We start from the raw sequence: 25,703 nt of genomic DNA, 5'->3' as shown, positions 1-25,703 counted from the left end.
GAGGTCGTGTTCGTCGCGGTGCCTGAAAGGCGTGGTGTCGCAGCAGACAGGATGGTCGGGAGGGAAGGGCGGCGATCGCGTAAGGGTCAGTGCGGGGAGCCGCGCCAAAAGCGGCCTGGGTGGCGGAACGGGCGCGCCGCTTGCGGCAGGGTCAGCGAAAGGTTGTGGCTGGAAACGGTTTCATACGCGGGCGACAGCAAGTTCTGCAGTGCCATTCGCGTCATCACGCGCAGCCGGCATGCGGGCTGCGCAGGGTCGAGCCGCGCACGGGGACGGCGCCAACGGCGCCGCGCCGCGCTCAGGCCATGCGCTTGCCTACCGGCAACGGCAGGCTGTCGCTGTCGGTCTGGTTCAGCTTGGACGGCTTGCCAGTCAGCAGCACATAGGCATCGACGCCGGTAAGTTCGGCGATCTTCAGCAAATGCCGGGCATTGGGGACCGAACGGTTGTTCTCCCAATGGCCCAGGGTGCTATGCGCCACGCCCAGCAAGGCGGCAAGCTCGCGCAGTGTGAAACCGGCATTTCGCCGCGCCTGCATCAAACGCACACCTATATCCACGAGACACCTCAAAGCGGCATGTTGGCGCCGCGTGATACCAGCATAGTGCTGCGTTCGCCCTGCATCAAGCGAATAAGAAAGGCGCGTGAAAGGGCGCCGCCGCCGTCGCCTCCGGGACCTGCGCCTGGCCCGGGACGGGCTGCTAGAATCGCCTGTCCTTTTCGCCGTGTCCCCACCGCCATGAGCCATACCGCCACCGCGCCCGCCAATGCCCAGACGCGCTACGAGGTGCGCCGCGCCGACCTGCCGCTGAGCTGCCCGACGCCGGAGATGGCGCTGTGGAACTCGCACCCGCGGGTCTACCTGCCGATCGAAGACGAGCCGGGCCTGGAAGCCAAGTGCCCGTATTGCGGCGCGGTCTTCGTGCTGGTCGACTGATCCGGGTTCGATGCACCGCCTGACCGTGGTGCAGCTGCTGCCGGCGCTGGAGTCCGGCGGCGTCGAGCGGTCCACGCTGGAAATCGCCCAGGCCCTGGTCGACGCCGGGCATCGCGCCGTGGTCGTTTCGGCCGGCGGCCGGCTGCTGCCGGCGCTGGCCGCCACCGGCGCCGAGCACATCGCCCTGGACATCGGCCGCAAATCCTTGCTGACCCTGCGCCACGTGCCGGCGCTGCGGCGCCTGTTCGCGCGCGAGCGCGCCGACATCGTGCACGCGCGCTCGCGGCTGCCGGCCTGGTTGGGCTGGCGCGCGCTGCAGGGCATGCCGGCGGCGCAGCGCCCGCGTCTGGTCACCACCGTGCACGGGCTCAACTCGCCCAGCCGCTACAGCGCGGTGATGACCCGCGGCGAGCGGGTCATCTGCGTGTCCGAGACCGTGCGCGACTACGTGCTGCAGCACTATCCGCAGACCGACCCGGCGCGCCTGCGAGTGGTGCCGCGCGGTATCGATCCGGCGCAGTTCCCGCGCCGTCCCTGGCCCGATGCGCAGGCGCGGGCCTGGGCGGCCAGCCAGGCGCCGGTGCTGGCCGGGAACGGGCCGCTGCTGTTGCTGCCGGGGCGCGGCACCCGCCTGAAGGGCCACGCCGACGCGCTGCGCCTGCTGGCGGCGCTGCGCGGCGAGGGCAGCGACGCGCGGCTGTGGTTGCCCGGCGCGCGCGAGGCCGGGCGCGAGGCCTACATCCGCGAACTGGAAGCCGAGGCGGCGACGCTCGGCGTGGCCGACGCGGTGGCGTTCACGCCGCCGACTGCGCGCATCGCCGAGGCCTACGCCGCCAGCGACCTGGTGCTGCAGCTTTCGCGCAAGCCCGAGGCGTTCGGCCGCACCGTGGTCGAGGCGCTGGCGGTGGGGCGGCCGGTCCTGGGCTGGGCGCACGGCGGGGTCGGCGAACTGCTGGCACAACTGCAGCCCGCCGGCGCGGTGGCGACCTTCGATGCCACGGCCCTGCTGGCGACCGCGCGCGCGCTGCTGGCGCAGCCGCCGGCGCCGCCGGCGACGCTTCCCTATACGCTGCAGACGATGCAGCGCAGCACTCTGGCGATCTATGACGAACTCCGGTCCTGACGGTTCCCTGTCCGCTTCTCCCTTGCCCGAGGTCCGCGAACGCTGGGCACCGGTCTGGGTGCTGGTGTTCGTCGCGCTGTGGCCGGCGCCGGGCCTGGCCGCCGGGGTGCTGGCGCTGGGCGCCCTGGTCACCCTGGCACGCCTGCTGCACAGCCGCTTCCGCGGCGGCGCGCGTCTGCTCAGCGGTCCGGCCTGGGCGCTGACCACGCTGCTGTTCCTCACCTACTGGCTGCCGCAGCCGCTGTCGGCGCTGGGCGCGGTGGACGTGCCGCTGGCCCTGAGCGAATCGGCGGTGGACCTGCGTTTCCTGCCGTTCCTGTGGCTGGTGGCGATGGCGGTGGCGACGCCGCGCGGGCGCCGCACCACCTTCAACGGCCTGGCGGTGATCGCCGCGATCTGGACCGTGGATGCGCTGGCGCAGGCGCTGTGCGGTACCAGCCCGCTGTTCTGGTCGATGGACCAACTGAAGTGGGCGATCAGCCACCACGGCCTGTGCACGCCGCAGGAGATCGCCCTGGCCGATCGCCTCAGCGGCGTGTTCGGCCCCTGCAATCTGAAGTTCGGCCAGGTGCTGGCCAGCGTGTCGCCGTTCCTGCTGTGGCTGGCCGCGCGCCGCGGCGGCGCCTGGGGCTGGCTGCTCGCGGCGGGCGCGGTAGGCGTGGTGCTGGTGCTGGCGGGCTCGCGCGCGTCATGGGTCACCTACGCGGTGCTGCTGGTGCTGTCGGGCTGGCGCCTGCTCGGCGCGCGCAAGCTGCTCGCGCTGGGCGTGGCCGCGCTGCTGGTGGCCGGGGTGCTGGGGGTGGTGTCGCCGCAGGTGCACGACCGCTTCGAGCGCACCGCGCGCGTGCTCAGCGGACATCCGGCCGACCTCAACGCGGCGTTGACCGGGCGCGCACAGATCTGGACCGCGGCCTGGTGCATGATCCGCGAGCATCCGATCAACGGCGTCGGCGTGCGCGGCTTCCGCGAGGCCTACGCCAGTTGCGACCCGGATCCGACTCACGCCGGGGAATGGGGGCGCGAGCCGGCCTTCCATGCCCACCAGATCGTGCTCGAGGTGCTCGCCGAGACCGGGGTGATCGGGCTGCTGCTGTGGCTGGCCGGTGCCGCACAGGCATGGCGCGCCTGGCGCTACGCGTCGGCGCAGGCGCGCGAGCGGGCGCGTCCGGCGATGCAGGCCTTGTTGATCACCGTGTTCCCGTTCAACACCCACCTGGCCTTCTACTCGTCGTTCTGGGGCGGGCTGACCATGCTGCTGATCGGCCTGTACGCCGGCGCCCTGTTGGCAAACGAGCCAGAACCGGGCGAACGCGCCGACGCCGCGGCGCCGCGCTGAGCGCTCAGCCGCGCTCGTAGAAGTCGCTGCGGCCGCCGGGCTGGCGCTTGAAGCGGCGGTGGATCCACAGATACTGCGCCGGCGCCTCGCGCACCATCGCTTCGATGGCGGCGTTGACCCGTGCGGTGTCGGCGACCATGTCCTCCGACGGGAACTGCTCCAGCGGCGGCGCGATGCGCAGCACGTAGTCGGCGCCTTCGCGACGGTGGAAATACGGCACCACTGCGCAGCCGGTCAGCCGCGCCAACTGATGGGTGGCGGTGATGGTGGCCGCGGGCATGCCGAAGAACGGCACGAATACCGTGTCCTTGCCGCGCATGTCCTGGTCCGGGGCGTACCACAGGAAGCCGCCGCGCTTGAGATGGCGCACGCTGCCGCGCAGGTCTTCGTTGGCGAACATGGCGGTGGCGTAGCGCAGGCGGCCGCGCTTGACCGCCCATTCGAACACCGGATTGCGGTGGCGTCGGTACATCCCGGCCAGCGGCACGTACTGGCACAGCAGCCGGCCGCAGATCTCCAGGGTCATGAAGTGGCCGGACACCAGCAGCACGCCACGGCCCTGCGCCTGCAGCGTCTGCAGGTGTTCCAGGCCTTCGATGCGGGTGCGCCGGCGAATCGCGCCGATCCCGCCCCACCAGGCGCGGGCGAACTCGAACACGCCCACGCCCAGCGCATCGAAGCTGTCGCGCAGCAGGCGTTCGCGCCAGGCCTCGCTCTGCTCCGGGAAACACAGTTTCAGGTTCACCTCGGCGGCATGGCGGCGGGTACCGGCCAGGCGCAGCGCCAGCCAGCCGATGCCGCGGCCCAGGGCACGCTGCAACAGCCAGGGCAGACGCGCGGCGATCACCGCCAGGCCGAGCAGCAGCCAGGTGAGCCAGTGGCGGGGCGAGCGCGGTGGCGGTGCGGCGTGGGTGGCGGACGCGGGCGGAGTAGGGGCGGCAGACATGCGCCAAGTTTAGCCGGGCACGCGCACGACCGCGTCGGTGCTCCCGTGGCGGGCATGTCGATCGTCTGCCGCCGCCCGCATGCAACCGGCTATGCTGTCCGGATGCGCAACGATTTCATCGAGCGGCTGCTGCGCGGCCTGTACTCGGCCGTGCTCTATCTGCTGCTGCCGGTCACCGTCTACCACCTGGTCTGGCGCGGTTTCCGCGTGCGCCAGTACTTCCAGCGCTGGGACGAGCGCTACGCCTCGTATGCGCAGGCGTGCGGCCGCCCGCGGGTGTGGCTGCATGCGGTCTCGGTGGGCGAGGTCAACGTCGCCGCGCCGGTGGTCAATGCGCTGCGCGCGCAGCGCCCGGACATCCGCTGGGTGATCACCACCATCACCCCGACCGGCTCGGAGCGGGTGCGCGCGCTGTGGGGCGACGCTCTGGACCATGTGTATCTGCCCTACGACGTGCCCGGCAGCGTCGGCCGCTTCCTGCAGCATTTCCGCCCCAGCCTGGCGCTGATCCTGGAGACCGAGCTGTGGCCGAACATGCTGTTCGGCTGCCGCGACCGCGGCATCCCGGTCTACGTGCTCAATGCGCGGCTGTCGGCGCGTTCGCTGCGCGGCTACCGGGTGCTGCGGCCGTTGATCGGGCGCGCGCTGCGCACCGTCACCTGCGTGGCGGCGCAGTCGCAGGAGGATGCCGAGCGCTTCGTCGCGCTGGGCGCGCGCGCCGAGCAGGTGCGTGCGCTGGGCAACCTGAAGTTCGATATCGCCGCGCCTGCGCACCTGCCCGACGTTGTCGCGGCGTTCCGCGAGCGCGTGCCGGCGACGCGTCTGGTGTGGATCGCCGCCAGCACCCACGATGGCGAGGAAGCGGCGGTGATCGAGATGCACCGGCAACTGCGTCGGCAGTGGCCGGACCTGCTGCTGCTGTGGGCGCCGCGGCATCCGGAGCGCTTCGCCAAGGTCGAGGCGCTGGCGCGCGACCAGGGCTGGCGCGTGGCCACGCGTCGCCAGCAGCAGTGGCCGGGCGCCGACGATGCGGTGTTCGTGATCGATACGCTGGGCGAGCTGATGGGCTTCTACGCCTGCGCCCAGGTGGCCTTCGTCGGCGGCAGCCTGCAGCCGATCGGTGGCCACAACCTGCTGGAGCCGGCCGCGGTCGGTACGCCCTCGGTCACCGGCCCGCACCTGCACAACTTCTCCGAGATCTCGCGGCGCATGCGCGAAGCCGGCGCGGTGGCCATCTGCGAGGATGCCGGCGCCGTGTGCGCGGCGCTGCAGAGCCTGCTGGCCGACGCCGAGGCGCGCAAGCGCATGGCCGAGGCCGGCTGCGCGCTGGTCGCCAACGGCCGCGGCGCATTGCAGCGGACCCTGCAGCTGATCGCGCCGCATCTGCCGCCGTTGGCGGACGACGCGGGCGCGCAGGAGTAGCGCGCCGGCGCGTCGAGATGTACGCGCCTGGAGGAGCGCCTGCAGACGGGCAGAAGCCCCCTTGTGGGAGCGACTTCAGTCGCGACGCATGACACTCTGCGTTGGCACATTCCGTCCAGCCCACCGCGCACCGCGTCGGGACTGAAGTCCCTCCCACAGTGAGCTTCCGGATCATTGCGCCATTGCACAGGATGGCGTTCGCTGCGCCACATGGGATGGTTCGACGCAGCATGGCGCATATCGCAGTGCGATGCGCACAGGTGTAGGAGCGGCTTCAGCCACGACGAGGCGTTAGCGGTAGCGCTTCGTCGCGGCTGAAGCCGCTCCTACGAATGACATCCGTCGTTACTCGAGGCGCCCTTCAAGTTGCGACGTATGGCACTCGCCGCCCCTCTCATCCCACCGCGCAGCGCGTCGGGACTGAAGTCCCTCCCACAGGGGAGCTTCCGCGAAGCCTTATCCAAAACAAAAACGGCGGACCCGAAGGCCCGCCGTTCTGGCGGCAAGCGCGTGTGCGTGCGCTTACTGCGTGCTGTTGGCCGAGTTGAGCTTGGATTCGGCGCTCTGGGTCAGCAGCGCGTTGATCGACTGCACCTCGGCCACGTCCAGCGAGCCGAGCGCCTGGCTCAGCAGCAGGCGGTTCTGCAGGAAGTTGTAGCGCGCCTGTGCGTAGGCCAGCTGCGCCTGGTACAGGGTGCGCTGGTTCTGTACCACGTCCAGCACGGTGCGGGTGCCCACTTCCAGGCCGACCTGCGAGGCGTCGAACGCGGCCTGCGCCGAGACCACCGCCAGGCGCCGTGCCTCGATCTCGCTGATCCCGGCCACCACCGTCTGGTAGGCGTTGCGGGTGTTGCGGTCGAGCGCGCGCTTCTGCAGTTCGTAGGTGTCCTGGGCGATGTCGCGTTGCGCCAGGGCCTGGCGCACGCCCGACTGGGTGGCGCCGCCGGCGAAGATTGGGATGTTCAAGGTCAGGCCGATGGTGTTGCTGTCGGCGCGCGGCGTGCTGCCGCTGCCGGAGACGCTGTCGCCCCAGTTCGCGTCGCGGCCGGCGCTGGCCGACAGGCTCAGCGTCGGCAGGTGCCCGGCGCGCGCCGCCGACACGCTGGCTTCGGCTGCCTGCACCTGGTACTGGTAGGAACGCAGCGACGGGTTCTTGTCCAGCGCCGAGGCGATCAGGCTGTCGATGTCGCCGCCGGTGGCCGGCAGCTGCGGGCGGAAGTCCTCCGGCAGGCCGCGCAGGTCGCGCACCGGCTGGCCGGTGATCTCGGTCAAGGCCTGGTACAGGTCCTGCAGCGAGTTGCGCGCGGTGATCGTGTCGGCGCGGGCCTGGTCGTACTCGGCGCGCGCTTCGTGCACGTCGGTGATCGGCGCCAGGCCCACTTCCAGGCGCTTGTCGGCGTAGTCGAACTGCTTCTTGGCGGCCGCTTCGTTGGTCTCGGCGGCGACCAGCGATTCGATCGCCACCAGCACGTTGAAGTAGGCCGCCGAGGTGCGCACGATCAGGTCGTCGTTGGCCGAGTCCAGGGTGTAGTCGGCGGCCAGGCTGCGCGCCTTCTGCGCACGCAGGTTGGAGAACTGCGCGAAGTTGACCAGGGTCTGCTGGCCCTGCACGGCATAGCTGCGGCTCTTGCCGGTGCCGGCCAGTTCGCCGCCGCCGCGCTCGACTTCGCTATGGTTGCGCTGCAGCGACGCGCTGCCGTTGATCTGCGGCAGCAGGGCGGCGCGCGCCTGCACCTCGCCTTCCTTGTCGTACAGCCGGGTCGATTCCGCGGTGGCCAACTGCGGGTCGCTGTTGCGGGCCATTTCGTAGACTTGCAGCAGGTCCGTGGCGTTGGCAGCCAGCGGAGACAGCGCGGCGGCCAGCGCCAGGACGAGGGATCGGCGGATCATTGCGGCTTCCTTGATGGATCAGAATGTGAACTGGGGGACTGGCGCTGCGCCTCGCAGGTAGTACGCCAGGTCGGTTTCGAACAGCGATTCCGTGCGCGGCGCGCCGGCCTCGGCATGCACCAGCACCGCGTCCATGACCGGCGCGCGGCCGCGGATCGCGAACAGGCGACCGCCGGGGCGCAGCCAGGCCAGGAACTGGGCCGGGATCTCGGTGACCGCGGCGGTGACGCAGACCACGTCGAAGCGGCGCTCGCTGTTCCAGGCGAAGGCGTCGGCGGTCTCGATGCGAACGTTGCTGCCCAGGCCGGCGGCATCCAGGTTGGCGCGCGCGGCGGCGGCCAGGGCCGGTTCGATCTCCAGGCTGACCACTTCGCGGCCGAGCTCGCCCAGGCAGGCGCTGACGAAGCCGCTGCCGGTGCCGATCTCCAGCACGTCCTCGCCCGGCTGCAGGTCCAGGGCCTGCAGCATGCGGCCTTCGATGACCGGCTTCATCATGTACTGGCCGTGGCCCAGCGGAATTTCCAGGTCGGCGTAGGCCACGGCGCGGTGGGCCGGCGGCACGAAGGTCTCGCGCGGCAGCCGTGACAGCACGTCGAGCACGCGCAGGTCCAGCACGTCCCAGGGACGGACCTGCTGTTCCACCATCTTTTCGCGGGCTTGGGAGTAGTCGATCGTCATTTCGGGCATCCAACGCGGAGGGCCGGGCATTTTAGCCGGCACGGAGGCCGGGCGTATGCCGCAGCATCGCCGCCGGGCGCCCCGGCGCGCAGTGCCGGAAGTCATCGGGGTAGGCGGACGGCGCCGTGGCCGGGCTAGCGCGGCGCATAGGCGCGCAGGAAGAAGTCGATGCTGGCCTCGACATGGGCGCGGATCCGGTCCTGGCCGGCATCGCGGCACAGGCCGCACATCATCAGCGAGTACAGCTCGCCCTTGACCAGGCAGAAGAACTGCGAGGCGGCCAGATTCAGGTCGGCGATGTCCAGTTCGCCGGCGGCGACGTGGGCCTGCAACAACGTCGCCAGGTCCTGCTGGGTGCGCTTGGGGCCGGCGTTCCAGAACATCTCGCGGACGTGGTCGTCGCCGGTGCCGGGGGTCAGCATCATGCGGTGGGTGGCCATCGCCGCCTCGCTGCTGATCATGGCGAAGAAGGCCAGGCCGATCTCCACCAGCTGCGTGCGCAGCGGCCCTTTCAGCGCGTGCCCGAACAGGTCGTCGGGCAGCAGCGCCTGGCATTGCGCGCGCACCGCCTCGGCGAACAGGGTTTCCTTGTCGCCGTAGTGGCTGTAGACGGTGAGCTTGGAGACGCCGGCGCGGGCGGCGATGCCGTCCATGCTGACGCCGCCGAAGCCCAGTTCGGTGAACATCTCCCGTGCCGCCTCCAGGATCGCGGCGCGTTTGCCCATGTCCTTGGGGCGGCCGGGCCCGGCGGGACGCGAGGAGGATTTGGCGGAGACGGCGGGCGATTTGCTGACCATGGCGGCAATACTAGACCAGTCGGTTCGATATTTATACTAGACCCATGGGTTCATTATTGTGACGGTGTGTCCGGCCGGCGTCGCGCAGGGGCCAGGTGATGCGTGCGCCCGGTGGCCTCGCGCGCCTGGCCTGGACGACTCCAAGCCGTCAGGAAGTCCCTGACATCGGCAGCGAACAGGCGGTGATAGATTAGTCAACTGCCCACAGGGGGTGCCGCGCGCCGTAGCCGGTGTGATTCGGAAAGGGATGGAACAGGGGGATCGGCGTCACGGTAGTCGCGACGGTGCGCATGCGCTGCGTCACCGCGTGGGTGTGATGTTGTACCTGTTGCTGGCGCTGTGTTGCGCCAGCACCGCCACGCGCGCCGCCGAGCCGGCCGCGCCGCTGACCGAGCGCACCGTGCTCGACCGCCCGGTGATCGCGCGCTGGACCATGGAAGAAGGGCTGCCGCACAACTGGTGCACGCGCTGGCGCAGGACCGCGACGGCATGATCTGGGTCGGCACCTGGGAGGGCGTGGCGCGCTTCGACGGCCGCGCCTTCACCGTGTTCGATCGTCAGAACACTCCCGGCATGGAGCTGTCGGGGGTGTTCGCGCTGCTCGCCGAAGCCGATGGCGGCATGCTGGTCGGCACCGCCTACGACGGCGTGTTCCGCTACGCCGCCGGGCGCTGGGAGCATCTGGGCGATGCGCGCGCGCAGCGGCTGCGGGTCACCACGATGCTGCGCGATGCCGACGGCGGGCTGTGGGTGGGCAGCGAGGACGGCCTGTTCCGGATCGAGGCCGACGGCCGCCTGGTCGACGCCGGCGCCGCCGCGGGGCTGGGCAGGACCCGTATCGCCGCGCTGCTGCGTTACCGCGATGCGGTGTTGGTGGGCACCCCGCAGGGACTGTTCCGGCTGACCGCGCACGCCACGCGGGCGCAGCGTTGGGGCGCGGCGGCGATGCGCACGGCGTCGATCCGGCGCCTGACCCCCGACCGCCATGGCGGCCTGCTGGTGGCCAGCGACGAGGGCGTGTTCTGGCTCGGCGGCAACGGCGGCCTGCAATGGCTGCGGCGCGGCCAGCGCGTCGATGCGGCGTTGCAGGACCAGGACGGCCAGCTGTGGATGAGCCTGTCCAGCGGGCAACTGCTGCGGCGCGACTCCAACGGCGCCAGCGAGGAGGTGCTGTCGATCTCCGGCGTGGTGAGCCCGGCGCTGATCGAGGACCGCGAGGGCCTGGTGTGGGCCGGCAGCACCGACGGCCTGTTCCGCGTCGCCAAGGGCGACGCCGGCGGCCTGACCCGCCAGGACGGACTCGGTAGCGACTATGTGCGCGTGGTCCAGCAGAACGCCGACGGCACGATCTGGATCGGCCATGCCGCCGGCCTGGATCGCTGGCAGGGCGGCCGCATCCGCCCGCTGCGGCTGAGCGAGCGCCCGGGCCGCGATCCGTCGGTGCTTGCGTTGGCTGCGGCCCGCGACGGCGGCATGTGGGTGGGCACCTACGACCAGGGCGTGCTGCTGCTGGCGGCGGATGGCACGATCCGGCAACGCCTGGGCGTGGCTGCGGGCGTGCCGCAGACCATGGTGCGCGCGCTGCTGGCCGATGCCGACGGCGGCCTGTGGATCGGCGGCAACGAAGGACTGCTGTATCGCAAGGGCGATCGCACGCGGACCTACGGCACTGCCGAGGGCCTGCCCGGGCGGCAGGTACAGACGCTGTACCGCGATCACACCGGCGTGTTGTGGATCGGCACCAACCAGGGCATCGCCACGCTCGCGGCCGACGGCACGTTGCAGGCGCGGCCGAGCGGGCATGGCTTTCCGGCGCAGAACGCCTTCGACTTTCTCGAAGATGCCGACGGCACCCTGTGGGTCGCCAGCGACCGCGGCCTGCTGCGGCTGCGCGACGGGCAATGGCGCATCTACGACCACAGCGTCGGCTTGCCGCGCGACAAGCTGTTCCGGCTGCTCGACGACGGCAACGGCAACCTGTGGGCGAACAGCAATCGCGGCGTGCTGCGCATCGCGCGCGCGCGCCTGGCGGAACTGGACGCCGGCCAGCGCAGCACGCTGGCGGTGGACGTGGTCGACCGCAGCGACGGCATGCCCGGCGGCCAGGGCAACGGCAGCAGCGCGCCGGCCGGCTGGCGCAGCCGCGACGGCGTGCTGTTGATCCCCACTTCGGCCGGGCTGGCGCTGATCGATCCGGCGCTGCCGAGCCGGCGCAATGTGCGTGCGCCGCCGCTGGTGATCTCCCGTGTGCAGGTGGATGGTGTGGCGCAGCCGCTGCGCGGCGATTATCGCCTGCCCGGCGGCGTCGCCCGGCTCGCGATCGGCTACGCCGGGCTGAGCTTCCGCTCGCCGGACAAGGTGCGCTACCGCTACCGCCTGCAGGGATTCGATCGGCAGTGGGTCGACGCCGGCAGCAGCGAGGAAGCCGTCTACACCAACCTGCCTTCGGGCAGTTACCGCCTGGACGTGCAGGCGATGAGCAGCCCGCTGGACTGGTCGCGCAGCGAACGCATCGGCAGCGCCTCGCTGCGCCTGCAACTGGTGCCGCCGTTCTGGGAACGCTGGCCGTTCGTGATGCTGGTGGCGCTGTGCGTGACCGGCCTGCTCCTGTGGTGGTACCGCGGCCGCAGCTATCGCTACCGGCGCCGCCAGCGCCGGCTCAACACCATCATCGCCGAGCGCACCCACGAACTGAAGGCGAAGAATCTGGCGTTGAAGCTGGCCAACCTCGAACGCGAGGACCTGGTGCGCAAGCTCGCCTACCAGGCCGGGCACGACGCGCTGACCGGCCTGCCCAACCGGCGTACCGGCGATCCCTATCTCAACTCGGCGCTGGAGCGGGCGTTGGCCACGCGCTCGCCGTTGTGCGTGGCGCTGCTGGACATCGACTACTTCAAGAAGATCAACGACGCCTACGGCCACGAGATCGGCGACGAGGTACTGCGCCGGGTCGGCGAGGCACTGCGCGCCAGCCTCGGCGAGCAGGCCTTTGCCGCGCGCCACGGCGGCGAGGAGTTCCTGCTGGTGCTGCCGGGCCTGGACCAGGAACAGGCACGCGCGCGCCTGGACGCGCTGCGCGCGCACCTGGCCGAGCTGGTGCTGCACGACGACGACGGAAGCGCGGTGCGCTTCACCGCCAGCATCGGCTTCGCCTGCCTGTCGCCGACCCTGCGCACCCGCCGCGACCTGCTGGTGCAGGCCGACAAGCGCCTGTACCAGGCCAAGCGCGAGGGGCGCGATCGGGTGATCGGCTAGGTCGCTGCAGCGGCACAGACGCCGCACGTCGTCCGTGCGTTGTGCCGCTGCGGCAACGAGCAGACGCCGCTTGTCGTCCGCGCAACTGCGCAGACCTGCTTGTGGCGTGAAGGCGTAGGCGCCCGGCAGGCGCGGCAAACAGAGGGGCATTCCGCACCCGCCGCATCGTTGCGGCGGGCAGGAGGCGGTCGGCGCCGGTGCGCCGCCGCAGATCAGCCTTGCAGGTGCTGCAACACCGCCTGGGTGGCGGCCTCGGTGGAGATGCCCTGGCCGGGCGCGGCGAGATCGGCGGTGAATGCCTTTGCGTCGAGCGCGGCATTCACGGCCTGCTCGATCGCCGCCGCTTCGGCTTCCAGGCCCAGCGAGTGACGCAGCAGTAGCGCCGCGCTGAGGATGGTCGCGTAGGGATTGGCGATGCCCTTGCCGGCGATGTCCGGCGCCGAGCCGTGGATCGGCTCGTACAGGCCGATGCGGCCTTCGCCCAGCGAGGCCGACGGCAACAGCCCCAGCGAGCCGGCCAGCATCGACGCTTCGTCGGTGAGGATGTCGCCGAACATGTTCTCGGTGACGATCACGTCGTACTCGCGCGGCTTGGCCAGCAGGTGCATGGCCATCGAATCGACCAGTTGGTGTTCCAGGCGCACGTCCGGGAATTCCTCGCGGCCGATCCGCGCGGCGACGTCGCGCCACAGCCGCGAGGTCTCCAGCACGTTGGCCTTGTCCACCGAGACGACGTGGTTGCGGCGCTGCTGGGCCAGCCGAAACGCGCTGCGCAGCACCCGCTCGATCTCCGCGACGGTGTAGCGGCACAGGTCGCTGGCGTCGCTGGGGCTGCGGGTCTTGTCGCCGAAATAGATGCCGCCGGTCAGTTCGCGCACCACCACGATGTCCACGCCCTGCAGCAGGTGCGGCTTGATCGGCGAGGCGTCCAGCGCCGCCGGATGCGGCTTGACCGGGCGCAGGTTGGCGAACAGGCCCAGTCCGCGGCGGATCGCCAGCAGGCCCTGCTCGGGGCGCACCTTGGCGTTGGGATCGGACCACTTCGGCCCGCCGACCGCGCCCAGCAGCACCGCGTCGGCGCCCTGGCAGGCGGTCAGCGTGGCTGCCGGCAGCGGTTCGCCGTGGCGGTCGATGGCGATGCCGCCGATGTCGTGTTCGTGGAACTGGAAGTCGTGGCCGTGGCGCGCAGCGACGGCGCGCAACACCGCGACCGCGGCGGCGGCGACTTCCGGACCGATGCCGTCGCCGGGCAGGACGACGATGTCAGCGTGCATGGGTGGCCTCGTAGCGTTCGATGTCGGGTTGGCGCAGCAACAGATAGCCCATCTCGTCCACGCCCTCGAGCAGGCAGGTCTGCGAGAACGCATCGAGCGGGAAGGCGTAGACGCGGCCGTCGGGCGTGCGCAGCTCGCGCGCGGCCACGTCCACGGTCAATTCGTCGTCCGGCCGCTGCATCAGCGTCTGCACGTCGTCCTCGGCCAGCACGATCGGCACCAGGCCGTTCTTGAGGCTGTTGTTGCGGAAGATGTCGGCGATCTCGCTGCTGACGATGGCGCGCAGACCCAGGTCGGTCAGTGCCCACGGCGCGTGCTCGCGCGAGGAGCCGCAGCCGAAGTTGCGCCCGGCCAGCAGGATCTGGCGGCCGGCGTTGTGTGGCTGGTTGAAGGCGAACTCCGGGTTCGGCGTGCCGTCGGCCTGCCAGCGCCAGTCGTTGAAGGCGTGGCGGCCGAGGCCGGCGCGTTCGGTGGTGGACAGGAACCGCGCCGGGATGATCTGGTCGGTGTCGATGTTGGTCTGGCGCAGCACCACGCTGCGCGAGGTGAGGGTGGCGAAGCCGGCCATCACGGGGTCTCCTGGGAAGCGACGGAGTCGGGGGCGGGCGCCGCCGCGGCGTCGGCCGCCGGCGGCAGTGCCGCGGGGGGCGCGTGTGGCGGCAGCAGCGGCTTGTGGCGGTGCGCGAAGGCGCGGGTGGTGGCGGCGATGAAGGTCAGGGTGGCGGCGAACGCGCCGATGTGCGAGGTCATGCCGCGCTCTCCACCGCGCCGGCGAACAGCGCGCGCGGATCGCTGACCTGGCCGTTCACCGCGGCCCAGGCCGCGGTCAGCGGCGAGGCCAGCAGGGTGCGCGAGCCGGGGCCCTGGCGGCCCTCGAAGTTGCGGTTGCTGGTGCTCACCGCCAGTTGCCCCGGTGCTACCAGGTCGCCATTCATGGCGATGCACATCGAGCAGCCGGACTCGCGCCATTCCGCACCGGCCGCGCGCACCACCTCGTGGATGCCCTCGGCCTCGGCCTGGCGCTTGACGATCTCCGAGCCCGGCACCACCAGCATGCGCACGTGCGGCGCCACCTTGCGGCCGCGCAGCACCTGCGCCACGGCGCGCATGTCGCTGAGCCGGCCGTTGGTGCAGGAACCGACGAACACCACGTCCACCGGCGTGCCGATCAGCGCGTGCCCGGCTTCCAGGTGCATGTAGTTCAGGCCCTTCTGCGCCGCCGGATCCTGCGCGGCCGGGATCGGCACGTCCACCGCGATCGCGGTGCCGGGGTGGGTGCCCCAGGTCAGGGTCGGGCGGATGTCGCGCGCGTCGATGCGCACCTCGGCGTCGAAGCGCGCGCCGGGATCGCTGCGTAGCTGCGACCAGCGCTGCACGGCGGCGTCGAAGTCGGCCCCCTTGGGCCCGCGCGGGGTCTTGGCGACCCAGTCGAAGGTGACCTGGTCCGGCGCGACCATGCCGGCGCGCGCGCCGGCCTCGATCGACATGTTGCACAGGGTCATGCGCTGTTCCATGTCCATCGCTTCGATGGTCGAACCGCGGTACTCCAGCACGTGACCGGTGCCGCCGTTGACCCCGATCACGCCGATGATGTGCAGGATCACGTCCTTGGCGCCGACGCCCGGCGCCAGCGGCCCGTCGACGGTGATCGCCATGGTCCTGGCCTTGCGCTGCAGCAGGCATTGCGTGGCCAGCACGTGGCCGACCTCGCTGGTGCCGATGCCGAACGCCAGCGCGCCGAACGCGCCATGCGTGGAGGTGTGGCTGTCGCCGCAGACGATGGTCATGCCGGGCTGGGTGAAGCCCTGCTCCGGCGCGATCACGTGGACGATGCCGCGGTTGTCCGAGCCCATGTCGAACAGTTCGATGCCGTAGTCGGCGCAGTTGCGCGCGAGCATGTCCACCTGCGCCTCGGAGGCCGGGGTGTAGTACGGCAGCTTGCCGTCGGCGCCGCGCGGCAGGGTCGGCGTGGAGTGGTCCATCGTCGCCTTGGTGCGGTCGGGCCGGCGCGGTTTCAGGCCGCGCGCCTTGAGCTCGGTGAACGCCTGCGGCGAGGTCACTTCGTGGATCAGGTGCAGGTCGATGTACAGCACCGCCGGGGCGGCGGCGCTTTCGGGGACGACGACGTGCGCGTCCCACAGCTTGTCGTACAGGGTGCGGGGAGTGGCGGACATTGCGGAACTACCTGGCAGGAAAGCTGGGCGGGGAAGGGAAGCGAAGGCGAGCGTGCACGACGACGATGACCGCGGCGTGGCGGCTCAGGCCAGTGCGTCGGCGGCGCCGACCGGCGCGCCCTGGCGCTGGCGCAGCACGCGGTTGGCCACGTCCAGCCAGGCCAGCGCGCTGGCCTCGATGATGTCGCGGCTGGTGCCGGTGCCGTCGTATTCGATGTCGCCGTGGCGCACGCTGAGATTGGCCTCGCCGCGCGCGTCGGCGCCGATGCCGACGCTGTGCACCTGGTAGCTGTCCAGCACCAGTTGCACGCCGGTGGCGGCCGACAGCGCGGCGAACAGCGCGTCCACCGGGCCGTCGCCCTCGGCGCGCTCGCTGACCCGCTGGCCGTCCGGATCGGACAGTTCGACCTGCGCGCTGGCGCGCTGGCCGCGATCGCTGACGGTCATCGACGACAGCCGGTAGCCCTGGCTCTCCGGTGCGTCCTGCATCATCGCCTGCAGGTCGGCGTCGTTGACCACGCGCTGCTGTTCGCACAGCGCCTTGAAGGCGTCGAAGGCGATGTTCAGTTCGGCCTCGTCCAGCACGTAGCCCAGCGCGCGCAGGCGCTGCTCGACCGCGGCGCGGCCGCTGTGGCGGCCCAGCACCATCTGCGAGGACTCCCAGCCCACGTCTTCCGGGCGCATGATCTCGTAGGTGCCGCGGTGACGCAGCATGCCGTGCTGGTGGATGCCCGATTCGTGGGCGAAGGCGTTGCCGCCGACGATCGCCTTGTTGCGCTGTACCGGCATGCCGACCAGGCGCTGCAGCAACTGCGAGGTGGCGACGATGCGCGGCGTGTTGATCGCGGTGTCCAGTTCGTAGAACGCGTTGCGCACCTTCAGTGCCATGGCGATCTCTTCCAGCGCGCAGTTGCCGGCGCGCTCGCCGACGCCGTTGATGGTGCATTCCACCTGCCGTGCGCCGCCTTCCACCGCGGCCAGCGAGTTGGCCACGGCCAGGCCCAGGTCGTTGTGGCAGTGCGCGCTGAACACCACCCGGTCGGCGCCGGGGACGCTGGCGATGATCCGAGAGAACATGCCGCGGATCTCTTCCGGGGTGGTGAAGCCGACCGTGTCGGGCAGGTTGATGGTGGTGGCGCCGGCAGCGATCGCCACGCTGGCGACCTCGGCCAGGAAATCCTCCTCGGTGCGGGTGGCGTCCTCGGCCGAGAACTCCACGTCGTCCACGTACTGGCGCGCCAGCGACACGTGCTTGCGCACGGACTCCAGCACCTGCTCGCGGCTCATCCGCAGCTTGTGCTCGCGGTGCAGCGGGCTGGTCGACAGGAACACGTGCAGGCGCGGATTGGCCGCCGCTTCCAGCGCCCGGGCCGAGGTCTCGATGTCGGCGGTCAGGCAACGCGACAGCACCGCCAGGGTCGGCGTGCGCAGCTCGCGGCCGATCAGCGCCATCGCCTCGCGGTCGGACTGCGAGCTGGCCGGGAAGCCGGTCTCGATGATGTCCACGCCCAGCTCGGCCAGGGCGCGCGCCATCACCAGCTTCTGCGGCGGGGTCATGCTGCAGCCGGGGGATTGCTCGCCGTCGCGCAGGGTGGTGTCGAAAATGCGGATGCGGGGGGTCTGGGAAGAAACGGAAGTGTTCACCAGATGGGTTCCTCTACGGCGGCGGTGGCTTGCGGATGGGGATGCGTGGGCGAGATGGTGCGAGCAGGAGCGGGTGGGGCGGGACGTTGGCTGCGAAGTCGCTCGGCGCTGCGGCGGCGCGGCTTGCGCGGCGGGCGCGGGCGCACCTCCGACAGCAGCGTCGCCAGCACGCCGGCGTCGATGTTGCCGCCGGACACCACCGCGCACTTGCGCTTGCCGGCGACGCGGCGCCCGGCCGCCAGGGCCAGCGCGCCGGCGCCCTCGGCGATGACGTGCTCCTCCAGCGCCAGGCGGACCAGCGTTTCGCGCAGCTCCGCCTCGCGCACGATCACCACGTCGTCGAGCAGGCTGGCGCACAGCCGGCGGGTGATGAACCCGGGGATTTTAACCTTGACGCCGTCGGCCAGGGTGGGCACCGGATCCACGGCGCGGACGTCGCCGCGGATCGCCCGCGCCATCGAATCCACGCCCTCGACCTGGGCGCCGACCACGCGCACGCCCTGCGAGCGCAGCGCCAGGGCCACGCCGGAGGCCAGGCCGCCGCCGCCGATCGGCACGATCACCACGTCCGGGGCGTGCGCGGCCAGCTCGATGCCGACGGTGCCCTGGCCGGCGATCACGTCCGGGTCGTCGAAGGCGGACAGGAAGCGGTAGCCGTTCTGCTCGGCCAGGTCTCGGGCGAAGGCGAAGGCCTCGTCGTAGCTGTTGCCGTGCTGGCGTACGGTGGCGCCCCAGTGGGCGACGCCGGCGATCTTGGTCTGCGGCGCGCCGTGCGGCATCACCGTGATCGCCTGCACGCCCAGGCGGTGCGCGGCCCAGGCCACGCCCTGCGCGTGGTTGCCGGCGGAGGCGCAGATCACCGCCCGCTCGTCGCCGCGCTCCAGCCCGGCCAGCAGCGCGTTGAGCGCGCCGCGGACCTTGTAGGAGCCGGTGCGCTGCAGGTTTTCCAGCTTCAGCCAGACGCCGAAGCGCTCGGCGTAATGCACCGGCGTCGGCGAGAGATAGCGGCGCAGCCGCGCCTGCGCGGCCAGGACGTCGGCCACGCTGACGGCGACGTGGCCTACATCCGGCTCCTGCGGGGCAGCGGGGCGGCCGGCATCAGACATGGTGAAGCCGGGATTGGGGATTCGGGATTGGGGATTCGCAGCGGAAACCCCGGGTGCAGGCGAGAAGAAGCGACCTCCGTTGAAGAAGATGCCTCCGCATGGCAGCGCGGCGCTGGCGCGGCAGGACCGCCATGCACGTCGGCACGTCGGGGTGCGCGCCCAATCCCGAATCCCGACTCCCGAATCCCGGCGCCATCACGCTACGCCATCCAGCGCGGTCACGCGCACCGATTCGCAGTCGTAGACCTTCTCCATCTGCAGGCGCAGGGTCTCGCCGGGACGGTTGCCGTCCACCACCAGTTGCAGGTGCCAGCGGCCGGCGTCCTCGGCCACCGGCGCGCCGCTGATCGAGATCGGCGCGAAGCCGCGGCGTTCGGCCATGCCGATCGCGCGCAGCAGGGCGCCGTCGATCGGTTTCAGCACCAGGTCAAGCTGGTAACGCATGTGTCGTCTCCTGGCGCTGGGTCGCGGGATTGCTTTCCAGCATGGTGCTGTTGGCGGTGTTCGGCGGCACCAGCGGCCACACGTTGGCGCGTGCGTCGATGGCCACGTGCAGCAGCGCCGGGCCCGGCTGCGCCAGCAGTTCCGCCAGCGCGTCCTCGACCTGGCCGCGCGCGGTGATGCGCTTGGCCGGGATGCCGAACACCTGCGCCAGCGCGGCGAAATCCGGGTTGTCGGACAGATCGATCTCGCTGTAGCGCTCGGCGAAGAACAGTTCCTGCCACTGCCGCACCATGCCCAGCGAGCTGTTGTCCAGCAGCACGATCTTCACCGGCAGCTTGCAGCGGGCGATGGTGACCAGCTCCTGCACGTTCATCATGAAGCTGCCGTCGCCGCTGACCAGCACCACGGTGCGGTCCGGGCAGGCGAACTGCGCGCCCATCGCCGCCGGCAGGCCGAAGCCCATGGTGCCCAGCGCGCCGCTGGTCAGGTGGTTGCGCGGGTGGTTGAAGCGGCAGTGCTGGGCGACCCACATCTGGTGCTGGCCGACGTCGCAGGCGATCACGGTGTCGGCCGGGGCCAGTTCGCTCAGCCGCTTCAGCAGGCCGGGCGCGTAGATGTCCTGCCCGGGCGCGTCGTAGCGCGCGCCGAACTTCTCGCGATGGCCGACGCAGCGCGCGTGCCAGGCCTCGCAGGTGCTGGTCGCTGCGGCCAGCGCGCGCAGCGCCTGCGCCACGTCGCCAGGCACGGCGATGTCGGCCTGGCGCAGCTTGGAGATCTCGCAGGCGTCGGCGTCCAGGTGGATGACCCGCGCGAATGGCGCGAACTCGGCCAGCTTGCCGGTGGCGCGGTCGTCGAAGCGGGCGCCGACCACGATCAGCAGGTCCGACTCCTGCACCGCCATGTTGGCGGCGCGGGTGCCGTGCATGCCGAGCATGCCCAAGTAATGCGGATGCGCATGCGGCAGTGCGCCCAGGCCGCGCAGGGTCAGCACGGTGGGGATGCGGGTGGCCTCGACGAAGTGGCGGAACGCGTCCACCGCATCGCCCAGGGCGATGCCGCCGCCACCGTAGATCACCGGCTTCTCGGCGCCGGCGATCGCCGCCAGCGCCTCGGCCAGCACCGCGTCCTGCGGCGCCGGCGGGGTCGGCACCGCCGCCGGCACGTGCGCGGGCAGATGCGAGGCATCGGCCAGCTGCACGTCCTTGGGCAGGTCGATCAGCACCGGGCCCGGACGGCCTTCGCGGGCGATGCGGAACGCGTCGCGCAGCACCTGCGGCAGGTCGTCCACGTGCCGCACCAGGAAGCTGTGCTTGACGATCGGCAGGGTCAGCCCGAACACGTCCAGTTCCTGGAACGCGTCGGTGCCCAACAGCGGCGTGGCGACCTGCCCGGTCAGGCAGATCATCGGCACCGAGTCGAGCATCGCATCGGCGATGCCGGTGACCAGGTTGGACGCGCCCGGGCCGGACGTGGCGACGCACACTCCGACCCGCCCGCTGGCGCGGGCGTAGCCGTTGGCGGCCAGCGCCGCGCCCTGCTCGTGGCGGACCAGGATGTGCTTGAGCTGGCTGTCTACCAGCGCGTCGTAGAACGGCATGATGGTGCCGCCCGGATAGCCGAACAGCGTGTCCACGCCTTCGGCTTCCAGGGCCTGCGTCAGCCAGCGCGCGCCGTTGCGGGGCGTGCCGTGAGCGGAGGTGTTCATACGGTGGCGACCTTTCGGTGGAAGCGGGTGGGGGAGCCGCGGATTACGCGGCCTTGGTGCCGCCGGCAGCCGGCGCGGCAGCGGCGTCGCCGTTGAGCCACACCATCTTGGCGCGCAGCTGCTTGCCGACCGTTTCGATGGGGTGGTCCAGGTCGGCCTGCTTGAACTTCTTGTAGTTCGGCAGGCCGGCTTCGTATTCGGCCACCCAGTTCTTGGTGAAGGTGCCGTTCTGGATGTCGGTCAGCACGTCGCGCATGCGCTCCTTGGTCGCCGCGTCGATCACCCGCGGGCCGCTGACGTAGTCGCCGTACTGCGCGGTCTCGGAGACGAACTCGAGCATGCGGGTGATGCCGCCTTCGTAGAACAGGTCGACGATCAGCTTCAGTTCGTGCAGCACTTCGTAGTAGGCGATTTCCGGCTGGTAACCGGCTTCCACCAGCACTTCGAAGCCGGCCTGCACCAGCGACGAGGCGCCGCCGCACAGCACGGCCTGCTCGCCGAACAGGTCGGTTTCGGTCTCTTCCTTGAAGGTGGTCTTGATCAGGTTGGCGCGCGCGCCGCCCAGGCCGGCGGCGTACTCCAGCGCGAACTGCTCGGCCTTGCCGCTCTTGTCCTGGTACACCGCCCAGATGCACGGCACGCCACGGCCGATCTCGTATTCGCGACGCACCAGCGCGCCCGGGCCCTTCGGCGCGACCAGCACCACGTCCAGGTCGGCGCGCGGCTTGATCATGTCGAAGTGCACGTTCAGGCCGTGCGCGAACAGCAGGCACGCGCCCTGCTTCATGTTCGGCGCCAGCACCTCGTCGTACAGCTTCTTCTGCACCATGTCCGGGGTCAGCACCGCGACCAGGTCGGCGTCCTTGACCGCCTCGGCTGGGCGCTTCACCACGAAGCCGTCGGCCTGCGCCTTGGCTTCGGTCGGGCCACCGGCACGCAGGCCGATGGTGACGTCGAAGCCGGACTCGCGCAGGTTCAGCGCGTGCGCGCGGCCCTGGCTGCCGTAACCGACGATGGCGATCTTGGTGGTGGGCTGGGCGGAACTGGTCATGGGGCGGATGTCCTTGAACGGTGTTGGAGTGGAGGGGGTTCTTGCATTTGCGGGTCACTGAAACGAAAAACCCCGCGCCGTTGCCGGTGCGGGGTCTGATCGAATCCTGGCTGCTTGTCGCTTACACGCCGGTTCGTCCCGCACTTGTGGGCGAGGTAATAAGCACGAGTACGAGGAGCGACGCGGCAGCGTCCGCGCGCAACGCGGCGGGCTGGCAGGTCGACTTCGGGCGGGTGTGGCGCTGCAACATGCAGCGAGATAACCATGGGCTTTGCGCGACTGTCAACTGTGTTGCGGGCCTGCACGGACGAATATGCCGAAAGCCGCGCCAGCGCTGCATGGTTACGCATGAAACGGAGGCGGCGCAGGCGGCGAATAGCGCCAATTGCGCGGAAATCCGGCCTCTGCCGATGACGCGATGTGCACGCGTGCGCGGCGGCATTGGCCGCACTCGGGTACGGTGGGCGTCCCCCTGTTTCCCCGGAGAGCCGCGCATGTCCGTTTCGCTTCCTTCCCTGGCGCGCCTGGCGCTCGCGCTGGCGCTGGCGACGTCGGTGCCGGCGCAGGCTGCCGACCGCATCACCGGCCAGCCGTTCGCGACCCGCTCGGAAGTGATCGCCCCGCACGCCATGGCCGCCACCTCGCAGCCGCTGGCCACGCAGATCGCGCTGGAGACGATGCGCGACGGCGGCTCGGCGGTGGACGCGGCGATCGCCGCCAACGCCGCGCTGGGACTGATGGAGCCGACCGGCAACGGCGTCGGCGGCGACCTGTTCGCCATCGTCTGGGATCCGAAGACGCACAAGCTCTACGGCTACAACGGCTCCGGGCGCTCGCCGAAGGCGCTGACCCTGGCCGAATTCCAGCGCCGCGGACTCAAGGAGATCCCGGCCACCGGCCCGCTGCCGGTGTCGGTGCCCGGTGCGGTCGATGGCTGGTTCGCGCTGCACGAGCGTTTCGGCCGCAGGACCATGGCGCAGAACCTGGCACCGGCGATTCGCTACGCCCGCGACGGCCATCCGGTGGCCGAGACCATCGCCTACTACTGGGACCGCTCGGTGCCGCGGCTGTCGCAGTACCCCGGCTTCAAGGAGCAGTTCACCATCGACGGCCACGCCCCCCGCAAGGGCGAGCTGTGGAAGAACCCGAACTTGGCCAACACCCTGCAGCAGATCGCCGACGGCGGCCGCGACGCGTTCTACAAGGGGCCGATCGCGCGCACCATCGATGCCTACTTCAAGGCCAACGGCGGCTTCCTGCGCTACGAGGACCTGGCCAGCCACCACGGCGAATGGGTCGAGCCGGTGTCCACCAACTACCGCGGCTACGACGTGTGGGAACTGCCGCCCAACAGTCAGGGCATCGCCGCGCTGCAGATGCTCAACATCCTGGAAGGCTACGATTTCTCCAAGATTCCGTTCGGCTCGGCCGAGCACGTGCACCTGTTCACCGAGGCCAAGAAGCTGGCCTTCGCCGACCGCGCGCGGTTCTATGCCGACCCGGCGTTCCAGCCGGCGCCGCTGGCGCGGCTGATCTCCAAGGACTACGCCGCACAGCGGCGCGCGCTGATCTCGATGGACCGCGCGCTCAAGGAAGTGCAGCCGGGCACGCCGAAGCAACTGGAGGAGGGCGACACCATCTACCTGACCGTGGCCGATGCCGACGGCATGATGGTGTCGCTGATCCAGTCCAACTACCGCGGCATGGGCAGCGGCATGGCGCCGCCGGGGCTGGGCTTCATCCTGCAGGACCGCGGCGAGATGTTCGTGCTGCAGAAGGACCACCCCAATGGCTACGCACCGGGCAAGCGGCCGTTCCAGACCATCATTCCCGCGTTCGTGACCAAGGACGGCAAGCCGTGGCTGAGCTTCGGGGTGATGGGCGGGGCGATGCAGCCGCAGGGCCATGTGCAGATCCTGATGAACCTGATCGACTTCCACATGAACCTGCAGGAGGCCGGCGACGCGCCGCGGATACAGCACGACGGCTCCACCGAGCCGACCGGGCAGGCCACGGCGATGCGCGACGGCGGCGAGCTGAACCTGGAAACCGGCTTTGCCTACGACACCATCCGCGAACTGATGCGCAAGGGCCACCGGGTGATCTTCGCCGACGGCCCCTACGGCGGTTACCAGGCGATCGCGCGCGACCCGGACAGCGGCGTGTACTACGGCGCCTCGGAAAGCCGCAAGGACGGGCAGGCCGCCGGCTACTGAGGCCGGCTGGCCCGCCGCCGCAGGCGGCCCACTGCTGCGGCCGCCCGTGGTGGCTGGATCAGCGCGGCTCCGGCGCGTTCGCCGCCTCATCGCCGGTGGCGTCCTGCGCCGCCTGTTCGCGCGCGATCCAGGCCTCGATCATGTGCCGCGCGCGTTGCGCCTGGCGGCGTTGGCGGTTGGACTCGGCATCGAGCACGCGGTACAGCGACACGATCACCAACACCATCAGCAGCGCGAACGGCAGCGCGGCGATGGTGATCACGCCCTGCAGCGCGTCCAGGCCACCGGCCAGCAACAGCACCGCCGCGATCAGCGCCACCGCCACGCCCCACACCAGCTTGCGTGACAGCGGCGGGTCGCCGGCTTCGTCGGTGGACATGCTGGCCAGCACCAGCACCGCCGAATCGGCGGAGCTGACGAAGAAGATCATCAGCAACAGCAGCGCCACGCTCGACAGCAGCAGCGATCCGGGCAGGCTGTCGAACAGGGTGAACAGCACCGTTTCGTAGCCGTTGTGCAGTGCCTGCAGCATGTCGACGTGGCCGAACAGCTGCGACCACAGCGCGGTGCCGCCGAATACCGAGAACCACAGGAAACCGAGCAGGGTCGGCGCCAGCACCACGCCGACCACGAATTCGCGCACGCTGCGGCCGCGCGAGACGCGGGCGATGAACGCGCCGACGAACGGCGCCCAGGCGATCCACCATGCCCAGTAGAAGATGGTCCAGTCGGCGACCCAACGGTCGCCGGAGAACGGCGACATGCGCAGGCTCATCGTCACCAGCTGGTTGAGGTAGGTGCCCAGCGTAGTGGTGAAGGTATCGAAGATGAAGCCGGTGGGGCCGAGCACCAGCACCGTCGCCAGCAACAGCGCCGCCAGCGCCAGGTTGATGTTGGACAGCCACTTGATGCCGCGTTCCACGCCGGTGCTGGTGGAGATCATGTACAGCACGAAGGCCACGCAGATCACCGTCATCTGCAATGGCAGTCCCGCGTGCACGCCGAACACGCGCTGTATGCCGGCGGCGATCTGGATGGTGCCGAAACCCAGCGTCGTCGCCACGCCGACCGCAGTGGCGACCACTGCGGCGATGTTCACGCTCTGCCCGATCCAGCCGCGATGATGGCGGCCGATGACCGGCTGCAGGATGTCGCTGATCAGGCCGCGACCATTGCGGTTGTACTGGAACCAGGCCATCGCCAGGCCGATCAGCGCATACACCGCCCACGGGTGCAGGCCCCAGTGGAAGAAGGCGTAGCGCATCGACGCGCGGGCCGCCTGCATGCTTTCCGGCGCCAGCCCTTCCGGCGGCTTGAGGAAGTGCGAGATCGGCTCGGCCGCGCCCCAGAACACCAGGCCGATGCCCATGCCCGCGGCGAACAGCATCGACAGCCAACTGGCGCGGGAGAAGTCCGGTTCGGCGTCTTCGCCACCGATGCGCAGGTTGCCGAAGCGACCGAACGCCAGGTACAGCAGGAAGGTCAGGGTGAGGAACACGATCAGCAGGTACAGCCAGCCGGCGCTGCGGATCACGTCCGTCAGCGCCGTCTGCACCACCGCATTGAAGGGGCCGGGGGCGACGCCGGCGATCAGGACCAGCAGCGCCACCAGGGCGATGGAAATGCGGAACACCATGGGGGAGCGTCTCCAGTCGTGGATCAGAGGGGGCACCGGCTGTCGCGGTACGCATCCAGGGCAAGCGGG

General features: G+C 70.6%; 20 protein-coding genes and 1 pseudogene. 6 read left to right on the top strand and 15 right to left on the bottom strand.

Annotated features, from left to right (window positions below; all coding sequences use genetic code 11):
• Positions 1 to 298: 298 nt before the first annotated feature.
• Positions 299 to 559: a helix-turn-helix domain-containing protein gene (locus FHR66_RS19050; protein ID WP_225851569.1), complete on the bottom strand. Its 261-nt coding sequence runs from the start codon at positions 557 to 559 to the stop codon at positions 299 to 301.
• 180 nt (positions 560 to 739) lie between these two features.
• Here FHR66_RS19050 and FHR66_RS19045 point away from each other — a divergent pair, with 180 nt between their 5' ends.
• Genes FHR66_RS19045 through FHR66_RS19035 form a run of 3 tightly spaced genes read left to right on the top strand, consistent with a single transcriptional unit; the run spans position 740 to position 3,396 of the window.
• Positions 740 to 937, top strand: coding sequence for a zinc-finger domain-containing protein (locus FHR66_RS19045; RefSeq protein ID WP_010344507.1), 198 nt, complete (start codon positions 740 to 742; stop codon positions 935 to 937).
• A gap of 10 nt (positions 938 to 947) precedes the next feature.
• On the top strand, positions 948 to 2,060 hold the full coding sequence (locus FHR66_RS19040) for a glycosyltransferase (protein ID WP_160965262.1): 1,113 nt from the start codon (positions 948 to 950) through the stop codon (positions 2,058 to 2,060).
• Complete coding sequence (locus FHR66_RS19035; RefSeq protein ID WP_160965264.1) at positions 2,041 to 3,396, top strand: O-antigen ligase family protein; 1,356 nt, start codon at positions 2,041 to 2,043, stop codon at positions 3,394 to 3,396. Before FHR66_RS19040 ends, FHR66_RS19035 begins: the two co-directional genes overlap by 20 nt.
• Positions 3,397 to 3,400: 4 nt before the next feature.
• On the opposite strand, the gene FHR66_RS19030 is transcribed toward FHR66_RS19035, so the two are convergent.
• Positions 3,401 to 4,342 (bottom strand): LpxL/LpxP family Kdo(2)-lipid IV(A) lauroyl/palmitoleoyl acyltransferase, encoded by a 942-nt coding sequence (locus tag FHR66_RS19030; protein WP_160965266.1) that lies wholly within the window; start codon positions 4,340 to 4,342, stop codon positions 3,401 to 3,403.
• A 102-nt stretch (positions 4,343 to 4,444) separates the two neighbouring features.
• Between FHR66_RS19030 and waaA the strand changes: the two genes are divergently transcribed.
• On the top strand, positions 4,445 to 5,764 hold the full coding sequence (gene waaA / locus FHR66_RS19025; protein ID WP_160965268.1) for a lipid IV(A) 3-deoxy-D-manno-octulosonic acid transferase: 1,320 nt from the start codon (positions 4,445 to 4,447) through the stop codon (positions 5,762 to 5,764).
• A gap of 522 nt (positions 5,765 to 6,286) precedes the next feature.
• Here the strand turns inward: waaA and FHR66_RS19020 are convergent.
• The 3 genes from FHR66_RS19020 to FHR66_RS19010 form a co-directional block, all read right to left on the bottom strand.
• Positions 6,287 to 7,654, bottom strand: coding sequence for a TolC family outer membrane protein (locus FHR66_RS19020; RefSeq protein WP_160965270.1), 1,368 nt, complete (start codon positions 7,652 to 7,654; stop codon positions 6,287 to 6,289).
• Between the two features lie 18 nt (positions 7,655 to 7,672).
• The gene (locus FHR66_RS19015; RefSeq protein ID WP_160965272.1) at positions 7,673 to 8,332 is read right to left on the bottom strand and encodes a protein-L-isoaspartate O-methyltransferase family protein; all 660 of its coding nucleotides are present in this window, start codon (positions 8,330 to 8,332) and stop codon (positions 7,673 to 7,675) included.
• A gap of 134 nt (positions 8,333 to 8,466) precedes the next feature.
• Positions 8,467 to 9,129: a TetR/AcrR family transcriptional regulator gene (locus tag FHR66_RS19010; protein ID WP_184645272.1), complete on the bottom strand. Its 663-nt coding sequence runs from the start codon at positions 9,127 to 9,129 to the stop codon at positions 8,467 to 8,469.
• Between the two features lie 247 nt (positions 9,130 to 9,376).
• Between FHR66_RS19010 and FHR66_RS19005 the strand changes: the two are divergent.
• Positions 9,377 to 12,384 (top strand): annotated as a pseudogene (locus tag FHR66_RS19005) (diguanylate cyclase).
• A 212-nt stretch (positions 12,385 to 12,596) separates the two neighbouring features.
• Here the strand turns inward: FHR66_RS19005 and leuB are convergent.
• The 9 genes from leuB to ilvC all read right to left on the bottom strand — a co-directional run bounded on the left by leuB (position 12,597) and on the right by ilvC (position 21,782).
• Positions 12,597 to 13,658: a 3-isopropylmalate dehydrogenase gene (leuB, locus tag FHR66_RS19000; RefSeq protein ID WP_167088036.1), complete on the bottom strand. Its 1,062-nt coding sequence runs from the start codon at positions 13,656 to 13,658 to the stop codon at positions 12,597 to 12,599.
• Positions 13,648 to 14,226, bottom strand: coding sequence for a 3-isopropylmalate dehydratase small subunit (gene leuD / locus FHR66_RS18995; RefSeq protein WP_160965278.1), 579 nt, complete (start codon positions 14,224 to 14,226; stop codon positions 13,648 to 13,650). The genes leuB and leuD overlap by 11 nt, the downstream gene beginning before the upstream one ends.
• Positions 14,226 to 14,408 carry a hypothetical protein gene (locus FHR66_RS18990; protein ID WP_167088034.1) on the bottom strand — a complete coding sequence of 61 codons (183 nt, stop codon included), beginning with the start codon at positions 14,406 to 14,408 and terminating at the stop codon, positions 14,226 to 14,228. The genes leuD and FHR66_RS18990 overlap by 1 nt, the downstream gene beginning before the upstream one ends.
• The gene (gene leuC / locus FHR66_RS18985) at positions 14,405 to 15,832 is read right to left on the bottom strand and encodes a 3-isopropylmalate dehydratase large subunit (RefSeq protein ID WP_160965282.1); all 1,428 of its coding nucleotides are present in this window, start codon (positions 15,830 to 15,832) and stop codon (positions 14,405 to 14,407) included. Before leuC ends, FHR66_RS18990 begins: the two co-directional genes overlap by 4 nt.
• An 84-nt stretch (positions 15,833 to 15,916) precedes the next feature.
• Complete coding sequence (locus tag FHR66_RS18980) at positions 15,917 to 17,476, bottom strand: 2-isopropylmalate synthase (RefSeq protein WP_160965284.1); 1,560 nt, start codon at positions 17,474 to 17,476, stop codon at positions 15,917 to 15,919.
• Positions 17,473 to 18,582 carry a threonine dehydratase gene (locus tag FHR66_RS18975; RefSeq protein WP_160965286.1) on the bottom strand — a complete coding sequence of 370 codons (1,110 nt, stop codon included), beginning with the start codon at positions 18,580 to 18,582 and terminating at the stop codon, positions 17,473 to 17,475. The genes FHR66_RS18980 and FHR66_RS18975 overlap by 4 nt, the downstream gene beginning before the upstream one ends.
• Positions 18,583 to 18,777: 195 nt before the next feature.
• A complete protein-coding gene (locus FHR66_RS18970) occupies positions 18,778 to 19,026 on the bottom strand; it encodes an ACT domain-containing protein (RefSeq protein WP_010343388.1) in 249 nt (82 codons plus the stop codon).
• The gene (ilvG, locus tag FHR66_RS18965; protein ID WP_160965288.1) at positions 19,010 to 20,731 is read right to left on the bottom strand and encodes an acetolactate synthase 2 catalytic subunit; all 1,722 of its coding nucleotides are present in this window, start codon (positions 20,729 to 20,731) and stop codon (positions 19,010 to 19,012) included. The genes FHR66_RS18970 and ilvG overlap by 17 nt, the downstream gene beginning before the upstream one ends.
• A gap of 43 nt (positions 20,732 to 20,774) precedes the next feature.
• Entirely contained in the window at positions 20,775 to 21,782 is a 1,008-nt protein-coding gene (gene ilvC, locus FHR66_RS18960; protein WP_160965290.1) for a ketol-acid reductoisomerase, read from the bottom strand.
• A 494-nt stretch (positions 21,783 to 22,276) separates the two neighbouring features.
• Between ilvC and ggt the strand changes: the two genes are divergently transcribed.
• The gene (ggt, locus tag FHR66_RS18955) at positions 22,277 to 23,998 is read left to right on the top strand and encodes a gamma-glutamyltransferase (RefSeq protein WP_160965292.1); all 1,722 of its coding nucleotides are present in this window, start codon (positions 22,277 to 22,279) and stop codon (positions 23,996 to 23,998) included.
• 58 nt (positions 23,999 to 24,056) lie between these two features.
• Here the strand turns inward: ggt and FHR66_RS18950 are convergent, their stop codons facing one another.
• Positions 24,057 to 25,634, bottom strand: coding sequence for a BCCT family transporter (locus tag FHR66_RS18950; RefSeq protein ID WP_160965294.1), 1,578 nt, complete (start codon positions 25,632 to 25,634; stop codon positions 24,057 to 24,059).
• Positions 25,635 to 25,703: the final 69 nt, after the last annotated feature.

The organism is Xanthomonas sp. F4 (genome assembly GCF_011761895.1).
Note: the sequence above shows the minus strand (reverse complement) of the source record. Positions and strands in the feature narration are given on the sequence as shown.

Bases quoted from the DNA above. Each gene is read 5' to 3' on its own strand.
- FHR66_RS19045 (WP_010344507.1), top strand. From the start codon at position 740: ATGAGCCATACCGCCACCGCGCCCGCCAATGCCCAGACGCGCTACGAG.
- FHR66_RS19040 (WP_160965262.1), top strand. From the start codon at position 948: ATGCACCGCCTGACCGTGGTGCAGCTGCTGCCGGCGCTGGAGTCCGGC.
- FHR66_RS19035 (WP_160965264.1), top strand. From the start codon at position 2,041: ATGACGAACTCCGGTCCTGACGGTTCCCTGTCCGCTTCTCCCTTGCCC.
- FHR66_RS19030 (WP_160965266.1), bottom strand. From the start codon at position 4,342: ATGTCTGCCGCCCCTACTCCGCCCGCGTCCGCCACCCACGCCGCACCG.
- waaA (WP_160965268.1), top strand. From the start codon at position 4,445: ATGCGCAACGATTTCATCGAGCGGCTGCTGCGCGGCCTGTACTCGGCC.
- FHR66_RS19020 (WP_160965270.1), bottom strand. From the start codon at position 7,654: ATGATCCGCCGATCCCTCGTCCTGGCGCTGGCCGCCGCGCTGTCTCCG.
- FHR66_RS19015 (WP_160965272.1), bottom strand. From the start codon at position 8,332: ATGACGATCGACTACTCCCAAGCCCGCGAAAAGATGGTGGAACAGCAG.
- FHR66_RS19010 (WP_184645272.1), bottom strand. From the start codon at position 9,129: ATGGTCAGCAAATCGCCCGCCGTCTCCGCCAAATCCTCCTCGCGTCCC.
- leuB (WP_167088036.1), bottom strand. From the start codon at position 13,658: ATGCACGCTGACATCGTCGTCCTGCCCGGCGACGGCATCGGTCCGGAA.
- leuD (WP_160965278.1), bottom strand. From the start codon at position 14,226: ATGGCCGGCTTCGCCACCCTCACCTCGCGCAGCGTGGTGCTGCGCCAG.
- FHR66_RS18990 (WP_167088034.1), bottom strand. From the start codon at position 14,408: ATGACCTCGCACATCGGCGCGTTCGCCGCCACCCTGACCTTCATCGCC.
- leuC (WP_160965282.1), bottom strand. From the start codon at position 15,832: ATGTCCGCCACTCCCCGCACCCTGTACGACAAGCTGTGGGACGCGCAC.
- FHR66_RS18975 (WP_160965286.1), bottom strand. From the start codon at position 18,582: ATGTCTGATGCCGGCCGCCCCGCTGCCCCGCAGGAGCCGGATGTAGGC.
- FHR66_RS18970 (WP_010343388.1), bottom strand. From the start codon at position 19,026: ATGCGTTACCAGCTTGACCTGGTGCTGAAACCGATCGACGGCGCCCTG.
- ilvG (WP_160965288.1), bottom strand. From the start codon at position 20,731: ATGAACACCTCCGCTCACGGCACGCCCCGCAACGGCGCGCGCTGGCTG.
- ilvC (WP_160965290.1), bottom strand. From the start codon at position 21,782: ATGACCAGTTCCGCCCAGCCCACCACCAAGATCGCCATCGTCGGTTAC.
- ggt (WP_160965292.1), top strand. From the start codon at position 22,277: ATGTCCGTTTCGCTTCCTTCCCTGGCGCGCCTGGCGCTCGCGCTGGCG.
- FHR66_RS18950 (WP_160965294.1), bottom strand. From the start codon at position 25,634: ATGGTGTTCCGCATTTCCATCGCCCTGGTGGCGCTGCTGGTCCTGATC.